General features: G+C 71.5%; 8 protein-coding genes. 3 read left to right on the forward strand and 5 right to left on the reverse strand.

Features of this window, described 5'->3' with window-relative positions; all coding sequences use genetic code 11:
• Positions 1–32 precede the first annotated feature (32 nt).
• The 5 genes from ACZ67T_RS21360 to ACZ67T_RS21380 form a co-directional block, all read right to left on the reverse strand.
• Positions 33–1,523 carry a rhamnulokinase gene (locus ACZ67T_RS21360; RefSeq protein ID WP_469985994.1) on the reverse strand — a complete coding sequence of 497 codons (1,491 nt, stop codon included), beginning with the start codon at positions 1,521–1,523 and terminating at the stop codon, positions 33–35.
• A complete protein-coding gene (locus ACZ67T_RS21365) occupies positions 1,520–3,562 on the reverse strand; it encodes a bifunctional aldolase/short-chain dehydrogenase (protein WP_469986394.1) in 2,043 nt (680 codons plus the stop codon). The genes ACZ67T_RS21360 and ACZ67T_RS21365 overlap by 4 nt, the downstream gene beginning before the upstream one ends.
• 5 nt (positions 3,563–3,567) lie before the next feature.
• Positions 3,568–4,767, reverse strand: coding sequence for an L-rhamnose isomerase (gene rhaI / locus ACZ67T_RS21370; protein WP_469985996.1), 1,200 nt, complete (start codon positions 4,765–4,767; stop codon positions 3,568–3,570).
• 139 nt (positions 4,768–4,906) lie between these two features.
• Positions 4,907–7,543: an alpha-L-rhamnosidase-related protein gene (locus tag ACZ67T_RS21375; RefSeq protein ID WP_469985998.1), complete on the reverse strand. Its 2,637-nt coding sequence runs from the start codon at positions 7,541–7,543 to the stop codon at positions 4,907–4,909.
• Between the two features lie 84 nt (positions 7,544–7,627).
• Positions 7,628–10,843, reverse strand: a complete 3,216-nt coding sequence (locus ACZ67T_RS21380; protein ID WP_469985999.1) for an alpha-L-rhamnosidase — start codon at positions 10,841–10,843, stop codon at positions 7,628–7,630.
• 213 nt (positions 10,844–11,056) lie between these two features.
• On the opposite strand from ACZ67T_RS21380, the gene ACZ67T_RS21385 reads away from it, so the two are divergent.
• From ACZ67T_RS21385 to ACZ67T_RS21395, 3 genes are read left to right on the forward strand one after another with little or no spacing between them, the layout of a single operon-like run.
• The gene (locus tag ACZ67T_RS21385; RefSeq protein WP_469986001.1) at positions 11,057–12,553 is read left to right on the forward strand and encodes a sugar ABC transporter ATP-binding protein; all 1,497 of its coding nucleotides are present in this window, start codon (positions 11,057–11,059) and stop codon (positions 12,551–12,553) included.
• Between the two features lie 40 nt (positions 12,554–12,593).
• Entirely contained in the window at positions 12,594–13,634 is a 1,041-nt protein-coding gene (locus ACZ67T_RS21390) for an ABC transporter permease (RefSeq protein ID WP_469986002.1), read from the forward strand.
• On the forward strand, positions 13,627–14,616 hold the full coding sequence (locus ACZ67T_RS21395; RefSeq protein WP_469986004.1) for an ABC transporter permease: 990 nt from the start codon (positions 13,627–13,629) through the stop codon (positions 14,614–14,616). Before ACZ67T_RS21390 ends, ACZ67T_RS21395 begins: the two co-directional genes overlap by 8 nt.
• Positions 14,617–14,633: the final 17 nt, after the last annotated feature.

Raw genomic sequence — 14,633 nt, forward strand, 5'->3', positions numbered from 1 at the left:
CGGCAGGCGGCCCGGAGGGGAGACACCTGGCGTCACCGTTCGGCGAGACGCCGCTCGGCGGCCCGCCACGCGGCGTGCTTCCCGCGCGGTTCGTACCGGGTCAGGGACTGGGTGCGGGCGAGAAGTCCGCGTATCGCCTCCCGGTCGCCGACGAGGCCATGGGTGCGCGCCTGCACGAGTACGTTGCCCAGGGCCGCCGCCTCGGCCGGGCCCGCCACGACCGGGAGACCGCACGCGTCGGCGGTCAACTGGCACAGCAGCGCGTTACGCGCGCCGCCGCCCACGATGTGCACGACGTCGACCGTGTGGCCGGCCAGGCGTGCCGCGTCGGCGATCGCCCGCCGGTGCGCGAGCGCCAGGGAGTCGAGGATGCACCGGGTCGTCTCGGCCCGGGTGCGCGGCACGGGCTGGTCCGTGTCCCGGCAGGCCTTCGCGATGCGCTCGGGCATCCGGCCCGGGGCGAGGAACGCGGCGTCACCGGCGTCCACCACCGAGCGCAGCGGCGCAACGTCCCCCGCCTCCCGCAGCAGCGCGCCCAGTTCGGGATCTCCCCAGGAGCGCAGGCACTCCTGGAGCAGCCAAAGACCCATGATGTTGCGCAGATAGCGGACCGTGCCGTCCAGGCCCAGCTCGTTCGTGAAGTTCGCGGCGCGGCTCGCCTCGGTCAGGACAGGGGCGTCCAGTTCGAGACCGGCCAGCGACCAGGTGCCGGTGCAGATGTAGGCGAACCGCTCGCCGGGCGCGGCCGGGACGGCGGCCACCGCGGAGGCCGTGTCGTGCGAGCCGACGGCCGTCACGGGAACCGGACCCGTCAGCCCCGTCTCCTCCAGCACCTCCGGCAGCAGCCGCCCCGCCGGGTCCCCTGGCCGCCGCAGCGGCGCGAACAGCCCGAGATCGACCCCGACGCGCTCGGCGACCGAGAACGCCCACTCACTGGTTCGCGGGTCGATCAGCTGTGTGGTGGAGGCATTGGTCACCTCCGTGCCCTGCTCGCCGGTCAGCCAGTACGTGATCAGATCGGGGATCAGCAACAGACGGCGGGCGGCCGCCAGTTGAGCGGAATCCTGGGCCGCGACGAGCTGGTAGAGCGTGTTGAACGGCGCGTACTGCAGCCCCGTCGCCGCGTACAGCTCCGCCGCCGGCACGCTCGCCCATACCTTCTCCGCCACGCCCTTGGTGCGCCCGTCACGATAATGCACGGGCTGGCCGAGCAGCGCGCCGTCCGCGTCGAGGAGGCCGTAGTCCACGGCCCAGCTGTCGACACCGACGGACGCGAGCCGCCCGCCCGCCGTCGCTCCCGCTGCCCGCAGCCCGTCCAGCACGCCGGCGTACAGGCCGAGCACGTCCCAGCGCAGCCCCTCCGGAAGCCGCACTGGACGGTTGGGGAAGCGGTGGGCCTCGACCAGGCCGAGGCTGTCGGGGCCGACCCGGCCGACCATGACCCGCCCGCTGGAGGCGCCCAGGTCGACCGCGGCGAACGCGCACTCGCGCCCACCCACCGGACCTCTCGACACGGAGCTCATCGCAGGAAGGCCGCGGCGACGCCGGCGTCCACCGGTATGTGCAGCCCCGTCGTGTGCGTGAGGTCCCCGCCCGTCAGGGCGAACACCGCGTTCGCGACATGCTCCGGCAGTACCTCGCGCTTGAGGATGGTCCGCTGCGCGTAGAACTCGCCGAGCTTGTCCTCCTCGATCCCGTACGTCGCCGCTCGCTGCGCGCCCCAGCCGCCCGCGAAGATCCCGGAGCCGCGCACCACGCCGTCCGGATTCACGCCGTTGACCCGGATGCCGTGCTCGCCCAACTCGGCGGCCAGGAGTCGGACTTGATGTGCCTGATCGGCCTTGGTCGCGGAGTATGCGATGTTGTTCGGACCCGCGAACACCGCGTTCTTCGAGGCGATGTACACGATGTCGCCGCCGAGCCCCTGCGCCCGCATGACACGGGCGGCCTCGCGCGACACGAGGAACGAGCCGCGCGCCATGATGTCGTGCTGGAGGTCCCAGTCCCGGGCCGTCGTCTCCAGGAGCGGCTTCGAGATGGAGATGCCCGCGTTGTTCACCACGAGGTCGACCCCGCCGAACGCCAGCACCGCCGCCCCGAACACGTCGACGATCTGCTCCTCCGACGTCACATCGACCGTGACGGCCACCGCCTTGTCGGGACCGCCCAACTCCTCGGCCACGGCGGCCGCGTTGTCCCCGTCCAGATCCGCGACCACCACGCACGCGCCCTCCGCCACGAGCCGACGGGCGATCGCCTTCCCGATCCCGCTGCCCGCGCCCGTCACGAGCGCGACCCGGGTGGCGAGCGGCTTGGGCTTCGGCATCCGCCGGAGTTTGGCCTCCTCCAGGGACCAGTACTCGATGCGGAACTTTTCCGACTCCTCGATCGGCGCGTACGCCGACACGGCCTCGGCGCCACGCATCACATTGATCGCGTTGACGTAGAACTCGCCCGCGACGCGGGCCGTCTGCTTGTCCTTGCCGAAGCTGAACATGCCGACGCCGGGCACGAGCACGATCGCCGGATCTGCGCCCCGCATCGCCGGCGAGTCCGGGCCCGCGTGCCGCGCGTAGTAGGCCGCGTACTCCTCCCGGTACTCGGCGTGCAGCTCCTTCAGGCGCGCGACCGCCTCGTCCAGGGGAGCCGTCGGCGGCAGGTCGAGGACCAGCGGCCTGACCTTCGTACGCAGGAAGTGGTCCGGGCAGGACGTGCCGAGGGCCGCGAGGCGCGGATGCTCGGTGCGCGACAGAAAGTCGAGCACGACGTCCGAGTCGTCGAAGTGGCCCACCTGGGGGCGGTCCTGCGAGGCGAGCGACCTGATGAACGGGGCGAGCGCCGCGGCCCGCTCCCTCCGCGCCGCCGGTCCCGCGCCCGTGTACCCCGCGAGCAGCGGTCCGAACGGCTCGGCCCTGCCCCGCTCGGCCAGGAACGCCTCCGCTGTACGGATGATGTGCAGGGAGCGCCGCTCGCACTCCTCAGCCGTGTCGCCCCACGCCGTGATGCCATGCCCCCCGAGCACACAGCCGACCGCCCGCGGGTTGGCCTCCTTGACCGCGGCGATGTCCAGGCCGAGCTGGAATCCGGGCCTGCGCCACGGCACCCACACCACCGTGTCGCCGAAGCACTCGGCCGTGAGCTTCTCGCCGTCCGCGGCGCAGGCGAGCGCGATCCCGGAGTCGGGGTGCAGATGGTCCACGTGCGCCGCGTCCACCAGGCCGTGCATCGCGGTGTCGATGGACGGCGCGGCCCCGCCCCGGCCGTGCAGGCAGTAGTCGAACGCCGCGACCGTCTCGTCCTCGCGCTCCACCCCCGGATACACGCTCTCCAGGGCGCGCAGCCGGTCCAGACGAAGCACCGCGAGCCCGTCGGCGGTGAGCGTCCCCAGGTCACCGCCCGAGCCCTTGACCCACATCAGCTCGACGTCACCACCGGTCACCGGGTCGGTCGACGTGCCCTTCGCCGAGGTGTTGCCCCCCGCGTAGTTCGTATTGCGCGGATCCGCGCCCAACCGGTGTGAACGCTCGAGGAGTTCGCTCACGCATGCGTGCTGCTCCGTCATGTCGCTCATGCCCCCCATCCGGCCTGTACGCCCCCGACGCGGTCCTTCACGATCCGCTCCTGCCATCCTGACCGCCGGTAGGCCCCCATGGGATCCGGGTCGAGCCCCAGCTCTTCCCTGACCTCCTCCAGTAGGGGACGCACGTCCGTGTTGTACGCGTCCATCAGCGTCCCGTTGGCCGCCAGCACATCGCCCTCCCGCTGGGCCGCGGCGAGCGCCTCGGTGTCGACGAGCAGTGCCTTGGCCGTCGCCTCCTGGACGTTCATCACCGAGCGGATGATCGCGGGGATCTTGGTCTCGATGTTGTGGCACTGGTCGAGCATGAACGCGATCCCGGAGTCCGCCTCCAGACCGCCGCCCCGCCGCACCTCGTACAGGATCCGGAACAGCTGGAAGGGGTCCGCCGCGCCGACCATCAGGTCGTCGTCCGCGTAGAAGCGCGAGTTGAAGTCGAAGGCGCCGAGCCGGCCCTCCCGCAGCAGGAACGCGACGATGAACTCGATGTTGGTGCCCGGCGCGTGATGCCCGGTGTCCACACACACCTGCGCCTTCTCGCCGAGCTTGAGGCAGTGCGCGTACGACGTGCCCCAGTCCGGCACGTCGGTGGCGTAGAAGGCGGGCTCGAAGAGCTTGTACTCGAGCACCATGCGCTGGTCGTCGCCCAGCCGCTCGTACACCGTCCGCAGCGCCTCTTCGAGCCGGTCCTGGCGATCCCGGAGGTCGTCCTGGCCGGGGTAGTTGGTGCCGTCGGAGAACCACAGCTTCAGATCGCGCGAGCCGGTGGCGTCCATGATGTCGACGCACTCCAGGAGGTGGCCGACGGCCTTGCGGCGCACCGCGGGATCCGGGTTGGTGACACTGCCCAGCTTGTAGTCGTCGTCCTGGAAGACATTGGAGTTGACCGCGCCCAGCTTCACGCCGCGCTCCTGCGCGTACGCGGCGAGCTGCGCGTACCCCTCGGGTCCGCCTTCGACGCGGTCCCACGGTATGTGCAGCGCCACGGTCGGCGCGGCCCCCGTGAACGCGTGGACCTGCGCGGCGTCGTCGAGCTTCTCGCGCGGGGTGCGGGGCACGCCGGCCTGGGCGAACACCTTGAAGCGGGTGCCCGAGTTTCCGTAAGCCCAGGACGGTGTCTCGATCGACTGGCGCTTCAGGACGGCCTTGGCGGCCGCTGTCCTCGCCTCGTGTGCTGTGGACCCGGTCATGTCTCTCCTGTGAACGTACGATCGTTGTGAAACGATTCAAATCCTGACGCTAAAGGGCCGTGCGGGGTGTGTCAACGGCCCCGCACGGCCTTGTCGGTGACTGTGCCCGCGGCTCGGTCGTCGAGGCCGCGGGCGCAGTTCAGCCCTCCTGCGTCAGTGTGAAGCGGTGGGTGCCCGGCGCGAGGCCGGAGACCCACACGCGGCCGGAGTCGAGGCGCACCCCGGACGCAGCGGGCCTGCTGTCCCGCCAGAGCGTGTGCCCACCGGAACGCACGGTCGCGCCCCGGCCGTCCGTGGGCAGCGCGACGACCCCCTCAGTGCCCCGCGGCACCCGTACGGTCAGGGTGAACGTGTCACCCTTGCGCTCCCACTCCACGCCCAACGGCCCGTGCGGCGTGGGCAGTTCACCGCGCGCCCAACGCACCGAGCCGGTGCACGGGCGCACCTCCCACGCGGCGTACCCGGGCGAGGTCGGCCTCGCGCCGAGCAGCTGATGGGTGAGCGCGGGCAGGACTCCGGTGGACCACCCGTGCGCCATGCTCGTGTAAGCGCCCTCGTACAGCGAGCCGTTCGGGCCGATGCCCTCCCAGTGCGTGATGCCTGGGTCGTGGCTCTCCATCCACCCGTAGGTGCGCTTGATCTGGTCGATCGCCGAGTCGGCCAGGCCGCTCTCGAAGCGCGCCACGAACTCCGGGTACGAGGTGAAGGCGTACACCCGCTGGGAGGCACCGCCGAAGAGGGTGTCGTTGTCCATGAAGGCGTTGCCGTACCGGCGTTTCGTCGTCGCGTCCAGGTGGGTGAGCGCCGAAGCCGCCCGCTCCGCGCCCGCGACGCCCGATGTGATGGCGATCGCGTTGCCGTCCTGCGCGTGCCGGACGGCGCCGGTCGCGGAGTCCAGATAGGCGCCCGCCGCCTCGTCCCACAGATGCGTGTTGACGGCCTGCGCGACCTTGTCCGCCCGCTCCCGCCACCGCGCCGCGTCCGCGTCATGACCCACGTGGTCCGCGATACGGGCCGCGTCCCTCAGGGCCTGCACGTAGTTGGCGTTGTAGTAAGTGATCCGGCCCGTGCGCCCGAGGAACGCGTAATCGCCGTACCCGGACGTGCCATTGAGGCCCTTGCTCAACAGGCCCGCGTCGTCCGTCACGCTCGGGTACCACGTGTCGAGGACCTTGACGAGCTGTGGGTAGTAGCGCTCGGCGTAGTCCTTGTCCCCGGTGTACAGGACGTAGTCCCAGCTGCACGTCACCCACCACAGGGGGTAGTCGAACAGCGGGAGCGTGTACTGGTTGATGGAGGCCGGCGGGATCCAGCCGTCGGCCCGCTGATGCTCGGCGAGGTCCGCCAGCACGTTGCGCGCGGCCTCGGCCGCGTCGTCGTGCGTGAGATACAGGGTGCGCCCCGCCACCGCCACGTCGCCGACGTACGGATCGCGGTCGCGCTTCGCGCCGTCGTGCAGGACGAGCTTTCCGTCGAGCGACGCGCTGAATGCACCCCGCGGGTCCACGTCGTCCTCGCGGAACGTGTCGACGACCAGCTCGTTCGTGTAAGAGGCGCCGTACCAGTAGCGGTTCAGCTCCTCGTCGGAGCACAGGAACCAGCCGCGGTACGACTCCGGTGTGCCGAGATACGCCGTGAAGTCGAGCGACACCGCGTCCACGGCGACGGTGCCCCACGGCTGCGCGGCGGGCGCGTCGGAGGGCAGCGCGTCCAGCGTGATCTTGAGATAGCGGAAGCCGTGCAGGCCGTCCGCGTACACCTTGTCACCGCCCGACGCGTAGCCCTTCTTGTCCGTCCACTCGGCGCCGCCCGCGGGCACGGCGTACTGGTCCGTTCCCTTCGAGGCGCCGCCCGCCTGGTCGTTGCGGGTGAAGTCGGAGCGGTCGGTGAGGAACTGGAGCGTCTCGGAGAAGGCGAGGCGCACCCCGGGGCTGTTGTCGGACGCCGAGGCGAAGTCGACCTTCGGGTAGCCGACGACGACCTTGCCGAAGTCGAGCGTCACGCTCGGCGCCACGACCGGGTCCACGGCCTCGGGCCAGACCTCGTTGATCCGCGTGAACACGCCGTGCCCGAGGTCCTGGGCCGACGTGACCGTGATCCGCACCCGCGCGGTGGACACCGGCCCGTCGAAGAGGACGGCGCGCTGCACCGCGCTGTTGCCGGTGACGGCGGCGACCTTCCGCCAGGTGGAGTCCACCCAGGCGTCCACCGTGAAGTCGGTGGGGACGCCGTCCGTGCCGGACACCACGGTCAGGCCCGACAGCGTGAGCGCATCGGGCGCCGTCACCGTCAGGGTGTCGGGAAAGGCGCGCTCGGTGTCGTCGTTCCAGAAGGTGTCGGGGTCGCCGTCGACGGCGTGCTGCGCGTCGTACGTGCGCGGCCGACCGTCCCCTCCGTTGTTGCCGGCGTGGGTGGTGGATCCCTCCGCGGTGGTGCCGCCGGGCCAGCGCGGGGGCGCGGGAGGCTCGGGGCGGCGCAGGACGGTGACCTGGCCGCCGGGCTTGAGGAGCGCGTCGGGACGCGTGACGTCACCGGCCGACCGGACGATCCGTACCGGGCGCACCGTACGGCTGGACGGCGCCTGGACGTAGCGGTGCCAGGCCGCATCCGCGACCGGCCCGGCGGCCGGTCCCTGAACCGGCGCCGCTGCCGCGGCCGTTCCCGAGCCCAGGAGGGGCAGTCCGGCCGCGGCCAGCACCGCCCCGCCCACACCCGCTCCGAGCACGGCGCGCCGGTCGGGCCCCTGTGCTGTGTTCGTCTTCACGTCATCCGTCACGTCTGTGTGCCTCCGTCCGCCCGCGCCGGGACCGGGCAGGAGTGAATCGATTTAGGCATGGCCTCATCTCAGCCTCGCGGTGCATCAGTTGGAGAAGCGGTGCGTGCCGGACGCCGCCGCGTAGACGGCGCAGCCGTCGTCCATGCGGAGGAACTTCGCGGCGCCGTGGGCCACTTGGGCCGCGTCGGACGCGGGGATCCACACCTCGGCGGTCGTGTTGGCCGGCACGGTGAGCGTGAGGCGGAAGCCGCCCGAGTCCACCGACCACTTGGTGCTGATCGGCCCCTGGACGGAGTCGTAGCGACCCTGTGCCCGCGTGATCCCGCCACCGGGCCGCGGTCGTACGAGGATCTTGCGGAAGCCCGGTTCGGCCGGTGCGATACCGGCGATGTTCGCGTACATCCACTCGCCGACCGAGCCGTACGCGTAGTGGTTGAACGAGTTCATCCCGGCGTCCTGGAAGCTGCCGTCCGGCTTGATGGAGTCCCAGCGCTCCCACATCGTCGTCGCGCCCTTGTCGATCTGGTAGCCCCAGCTGGGGAAGGACCGCTGGACGAGCAGCCGGTAGGCGACGTCGGTGTGACCGGCCGCGGTGAGGACCGGCAGCAGGCGCGGTGTGCCGAGGAACCCCGTCGACAGGTGCCAGTCCTTCGCCTTGATGAGGGCGACCAGACGGTCGGCGGCAGGGCCCCGGTCGCTCTCCGCCAGGAGGTCCATCGACAGCGCGAGCACGTACGCGGTCTGCGTGTCGCCCTTCACCTTGCCGCCGTCCGAGACATACGCCGCGCGGAAGGCGTCGCGCACACTGCCGAAAAGCGACGTGTACGGCGTGGGGTCCTTGCCCAGCGCCTTCGCCGCCCGGCCCACGAGGTCGGCGGCGTGGGCGAAGTAGGCCGTCCCGATGACGTCCTTGGGCGTCTCGTCCTGGAGGTTGAGCCAGTCGCCGAAGCCCTCGGCGGGGCGCAGGAAACCGCTGCTGTGCTTCTCCAGGTAGTCGAGCCACTTCAGCATCGAGGACCAGGACTCCTCGAGGACACGCGTGTCGCCGTACGCCTGGTACAGCGCCCACGGGACGGTCACGCCCGCGTCGCCCCAGCCCGCGACGCCGTTGCCGACGCCGGGCATGTCGGGGGCCACGTTCGTGAAGGCGCCCTCGTCGCTCTGGCCGTCACGCAGGTCGCCCAGCCACTTGGTGAGGAAGCGGGCCGACTCCATGTTGTAGGCGGCCGTCGGCGCGAAGACGTTGATGTCGCCGGTCCAGCCGAGCCGCTCGTCGCGCGCCGGGGTGTCGGTGGGGATGGAGACGAAGTTGCCGCGCTGGCCCCAAGTGATGTTCTGGTGCAGTTGGTTGAGCATCGGCACGTTCGTCGAGAAGTCCATGGTGAAGGGCGCCGCCGTATGGATGACCCGCCCCACGACCGCGTCGAGCGGCGGCTTGCCGGGGTAGCCGGTCACCTCGACGTAGCGGAAGCCGTGGAAGGTGAAACGCGGCTCGTACGTCTCCTTGCCGCCGCCCTTGAGGGTGTACGTGTCGGTGGCCTTCGCCGTGCGGAGGTTGGCGGTGTAGAGCGTGCCGTCGGGGTTGAGGACCTCGGCGTGCCGCAGCCGTACGGTGGTGCCGGCCTTCCCGGCGACGGTGAGGCGGACCGCGCCGACCATGTTCTGGCCGAGGTCGTAGACGAACACGCCGGGCGCGGGCTCGGTCATCTTCCGTGCGGGCAGCTCGCGTTCGAGGCGCGTGGGGCCGCCCGCCTCGGCCACGAGAGCGGCGCTCACCTTGTCGACGGCAGCCACCGGGACCCAGTCGGAGTCGTCGAACCCGGCCCGCGTCCAGCCGTCGGTCTCCAGGCGCGCGTCGTAGTCCTCGCCCGCCATGAGGTCGGCCTCGGTGACGGGCCCGGTCGTGGCGCGCCAGTCCGTGCCGGACAGCACCCGCTCGGTCGACCCGTCGGTGTACGTGACCTCCAACTGGGCCAGGAACGCGGGCCGTTCACCGTACTGATGGGGGCCGAACCAGGCGATGTTCCCGGCGTACCAGCCGGCGGCCACCGTCGCCCCGAGCGCGTTGGTTCCGGACCGCACCAGCCTCGTCACGTCGTACGTCTGGTACTGCACGCGTTTGCGGTAGTCCGTCCAGCCCGGCGCGAGCCGGTCCTCGCCGACCCGCTCGCCGTTGATGTGGGCGTCGTACAGGCCGAGCGCGGACGCGTACAGGCGCGCCCGCGCGACCGGCCTGCCCTTGAGCCGGAACTCGTGGCGCAGTTGGGCGGCGGGGGAGTGCGAGGGCGCGACCTTGCCCCAGGGGCCCGAGCCCCATGGGGCGAGGGCCTTCGCCGCCTTCCACGCGGTGTCGTCGAACCCGGCCGACTTCCAGTCGCCCGCGGGCTCCTGGTCGGCGGCCTTCCAGTCGGCGCCGGTGACGAAGGTCTTCGCCCCGTCGGCCGTCGTCAGCTCCAGGAGGCCGAGGAGGCCGGCGGGGCTGTCCGTGGCGTTGACGGCGGCGACGGCCAGCACGGCTGTACCGGCCCGGAGTTGGGCCGTGACGTCTACGACGGCCGGGCGGCGCCAGTTCTCCGCGGGGCCGTCCGGGTCGGCGTGCGCCACCTCGGTGCCGTTCACGTACGCGGTGTAGCCGTCGTCGGCGGTCATCACCAGGCGGGCCCGGGTCAGTCCTTCGGGTACCTCGGCACGGCCGCGGAACCAGCGGGTTCCCGCCGGGGCGCCGGCGGCCGGGTCGCTCTCGGGGAACCAGATCCAGGAGGCGTCGTCGAGCGCGGGCGTCCCGATCAGGGCCGCGGGCGCGCCGATCCACCGGGCCGACCAGTCCGAGGCGGCGGTCAGGCCGGTCTCCCACCAGGACGGCTCGCTCCACTCGGAGGCGTGGCCTGTGGTGTCCCAGATGCGGACCGACCAGTAGTAGCGGGTACGGGCGGCCAGGGCGGGGCCCGCGTAGGGGACGAGGGTGGACTCCGGGGAGTCGACCTTGCCGCTGTCCCACACGTCGGGGTCGCCGAGGCGGCTGGCGGTGGTGGCGACGCGTATCTGATAGGCGCTCTGGGCCCGGCCCGGTTCGTCCGACTCCAGGGGCCAGCTCAGCCTGGGACGCGGCACGTCGAGGCCGAGCGGGTGCCTCACGTACTCGACGGTGGGCGCGCTCACACTCACGGCCTTCGCGGCCCGAGCCCCTCCGGCGGCTTCCGGTGCCGGCGCGGCCTGCGCGGCTCCCGGTGCGGCGGAGGCGATGGCCGTCCCCAGTGCGGCTGTCGCGGTCGTGCTGAGCAGTCGTCTTCTGCTGATCACACTCGGCTCCATACGACTCGGCTATGAATCGTTTCAGGGAGGGAAGCTAGAGTGGCGAATGTGGCCTGTCAAGGGTTTGCCGCAGCGTTGCAACGGGTTGATGGATTTCCAAGTCCCCACCATTGACGGGGCTGTTGGTACGGGGCTAGCTTCCGTGCAATCTGTTTGAAACCTTTCACAGTCAGCTCTTCAGACCCGATCGGTGCCATTCCCATGAGAGAGCCCCCCGTCCTGGCCGTAGAGGGACTCGACAAGTCCTTCGGTGCCGTGCGCGCCCTCCAGGGCGTGTCCCTGCAGCTCCACGCCGGAGAGGCGCACGCCCTCGCCGGAGAGAACGGCGCGGGGAAGTCCACCCTCATCAAGACGCTCGCCGGGGTCCACCGGCCCGACGCCGGCACCGTGCTCATCGATGGCAAGCCCGTCACCCTGCACGGACCCGCCGACGCCCGCGACGCCGGGATCGCGGTCATCTACCAGGAGCCCACGCTCTTTCCGGACCTGTCCGTCGCCGAGAACATCTTCATGGGGCGCCAGCCCCGCCGCTCCCTCGGCAGGATCGACCACAAGGCGGTCAACGCCGCGGCCGCCGCCCTCTTCGCCCGCCTCGGCGTCGACCTCGACCCCGAGCAGCCCGCGCGCGGCCTGTCCATCGCCGACCAGCAGATCGTCGAGATAGCCAAGGCGCTCTCCTTCGACGCCCGGGTCCTGATCATGGACGAGCCGACCGCCGCGCTCACCGGCAGCGAAGTGGCCCGCCTCTTCGCCGTGGTGCGCACTCTGCGCGAACAGGGCTCCGCCATCCTCTTCATCTCCCACCGCCTGGAGGAGATCTTCGGGCTCTGCCAGCGCGTCACGACGCTGCGCGACGGCACCCTGATCGCGAGCGAACCCGTCGAGGGCCTGACCGAGGACGACCTCGTACGCCGCATGGTCGGCCGCGACCTCGACGAGCTCTACCCCAAGCAGGCGACCGACATCGGCGCGGTCGCCCTGAGCGTGCGCCGCCTCACCCGCGAAGGCGTCTTCACCGACGTGTCGTTCGACGTGCGGCGCGGAGAGATCGTCGGCCTCGTGGGGCTCGTCGGCGCCGGTCGCAGCGAGGTCGCCCGGGCGGTCTTCGGCATCGACCGCCGGGACGCGGGCACCGTCGAGGTCGACGGCCGCGCGCTCGTCAACGGCGCCCCCAGCAGCGCCATGGCCGCGGGACTCGCCCTCGTGCCCGAGGACCGGCGCGCCCAGGGCCTCGTGATGGGCATGTCGATCGAACGCAACATCGGGCTCACTGGATTGCGCACGACCGCGCGGGCCGGACTCATGGACCGTGGGGCCGAGCGCAGCCGCTCACTGGACTGGGCCATGAAGCTCCAGGTCAAGTACGCGCGGATCGCCGACGCGGTCGGCACACTGTCCGGCGGCAACCAGCAGAAGGTCGTCCTGGCGAAGTGGCTCGCCACCGGCCCCCGCGTGCTGATCGTCGACGAGCCGACGCGCGGCATCGACGTCGGCACCAAGGCCGAGGTGCACCGGCTGCTGTCCGGACTCGCCGCGGACGGCGTCGCGGTGCTGATGATCTCGTCCGACCTGCCGGAGATCCTCGGCATGGCCGACCGCGTACTCGTCATGCACGAGGGCCGCCTCACGGCGGAGATCCCGCGTACCGAGGCGACGGAGGAGTCCGTGATGGCGGCGGCGACGGGGAGGGCGGCGTGATGCGTGGCCCGAGCGAAGCGAACCCCGGAAGGAGGACCTCATGACCGTCACCGCACAGCCGCCCGCGCCCGCCGTCGATCCCGACAAGGCCGGCGGCACCCGGCTCGTCGACCGGGTCTTCAAGATGCGTGAACTCGCCATCCTGCTGGTCTTCCTGGTGATGATCGGCGTCACCCAGGCCGGCAACAGCGAGTTCCTCTCGGAGCAGGGCATCAAGGACCTGCTCCTCAACGCCACCATCCTCGTCCTCGTCGCCACCGGGCAGGCGCTGGTCGTCATCACGCGGAACGTCGACCTGTCCGTCGGCTCGACCCTCGGCATCAGCGCCTTCGCCGCCGGTGACTACCTCCACGGCGGCGGCAACTCCCTCGTCGCGATCGTGCTCGCCGTCGCCCTCGGCATCGGCTGCGGGCTCCTCAACGGCGCCCTCGTCAGCCTCGGCCAGGTACCGGCCCTCGTCGTCACCCTCGGCACGCTCTACGTCATCCGCGGCATCGACTCCATCTGGGTCGGCTCGCGGCAGATCACCGCCTCCGATCTGCCGGGCGGATACGTCGACTTCGGCTCCGGCGGCATCTCCGCGGTGCCGTATCTCGCGCTGATCGCCCTCGCCGTCCTGATCGCGGTGGCGTACTACCTGCGGCACTTCGGCGGCGGGCGCGAGCTGTACGCGCTCGGCTCCAACCCGGAGGCCGCGCGCCTCGCAGGCATCCCCGTGCGCCGCCGGATCCTCGCCGCGTACACCGCCTGCGGGGCGCTCGCCGGGCTCGCGGGCGCCCTGTACCTCGCCCGCTTCGGCAACGTCGACTCCGCCACCGGAAACGGCTACGAACTCACCGTCGTCAGCGCCGTCGTGGTCGGCGGCGTCGCCTTCACCGGCGGCTCCGGCAGCGTCTACGGCGCCGCCCTCGGCGCGCTCCTGCTGACGTCCATCAACAGCGTGCTGCCCGCCCTGGGCGTCAGCTCGGTGTGGGTGCTCGCGATCAACGGTGTCCTGCTGGTCCTCGCCATCGCCGTCGACCGGGTCGTCGCCCTGCGCGTCGCCCAGGCACTGAAGAAGAGGAACGCCCGCCATGGCTGATCTCCCCCTCGCCCGCGCCGTCCGCTGGGACACCGTGGTGGGCGCACTCCTGGTGGTGCTGCTCCTGGCGTCGTTCTCGTTCGTCGACGGCTTCGGCAACGCGCTCAACCTGTCGTTCCTGCTCGGCAACACCCTGCCCATCGCGCTCATCGCGCTTCCGATGACCCTCCTGGTGGTCGCCGGCGAGATCGACCTCTCCGTCGCCTCGACGGCCGGCCTGTCCGGGGCCGTGATGGGCTCCCTGTGGAACGCGGGCATGGCCATCGAGACGATCATCCCGCTGTGCCTCGTCCTCGGCCTCCTCTGCGGGCTCGTCAACGGCCTCCTGGTGACCCGCCTCGGGCTGCCCTCCCTCGCCGTCACCATCGGCACCATGGCCGCCTACCGCGGCATCGCCCAGATCATCCTCGGCTCGGACGCCGTCACCGACTTCCCCTCGCAGTACCTGGACTTCGCGGCGGGACGCATCGGAGACACCTTCCTGCCGTACGCGTTCCTGCCCTTCCTCGCGCTGCTCGCGATCGCGGTCGTCATCCTGCACGCGACGCCGTTCGGCCGCTCCCTCTTCGCGATCGGCGCCAACGAAGAGGCGGCGCGCTTCGCCGGTATCCGCGTCCGGCGCCACAAGCTGTGGCTGTTCGTCGCCACCGGCCTCATGGCCTCCCTGACCGGCGTGTTCTGGGCCCTGCACTACGCCAGCGCCCGCTACGACAACGCCACCGGGCTCGAACTGTCCGTCGTCGCCGCCGTGCTGCTCGGCGGCATCGACTTCGACGGAGGCAGGGGCACACTCGGCGGCGCGATCGCCGGAGTGTTCCTGCTCGGCGGCCTCCAGAACGCGATGAGCCTGCTCAATGTCTCCGCCCAGTCGCAGATCGTCGTCACCGGCGTCCTGCTCGTCGTCTCCGTGCTCGGACCCCGCGTCGCCCGGCAGCTGGCGACCGCCCGAGCGGGCCGCCAGGCCACCACTCCCTCGCACTGACCTCACGTACCGCCCGA

It is taken from the genome of Streptomyces sp. NPDC107517, from assembly GCF_055582645.1.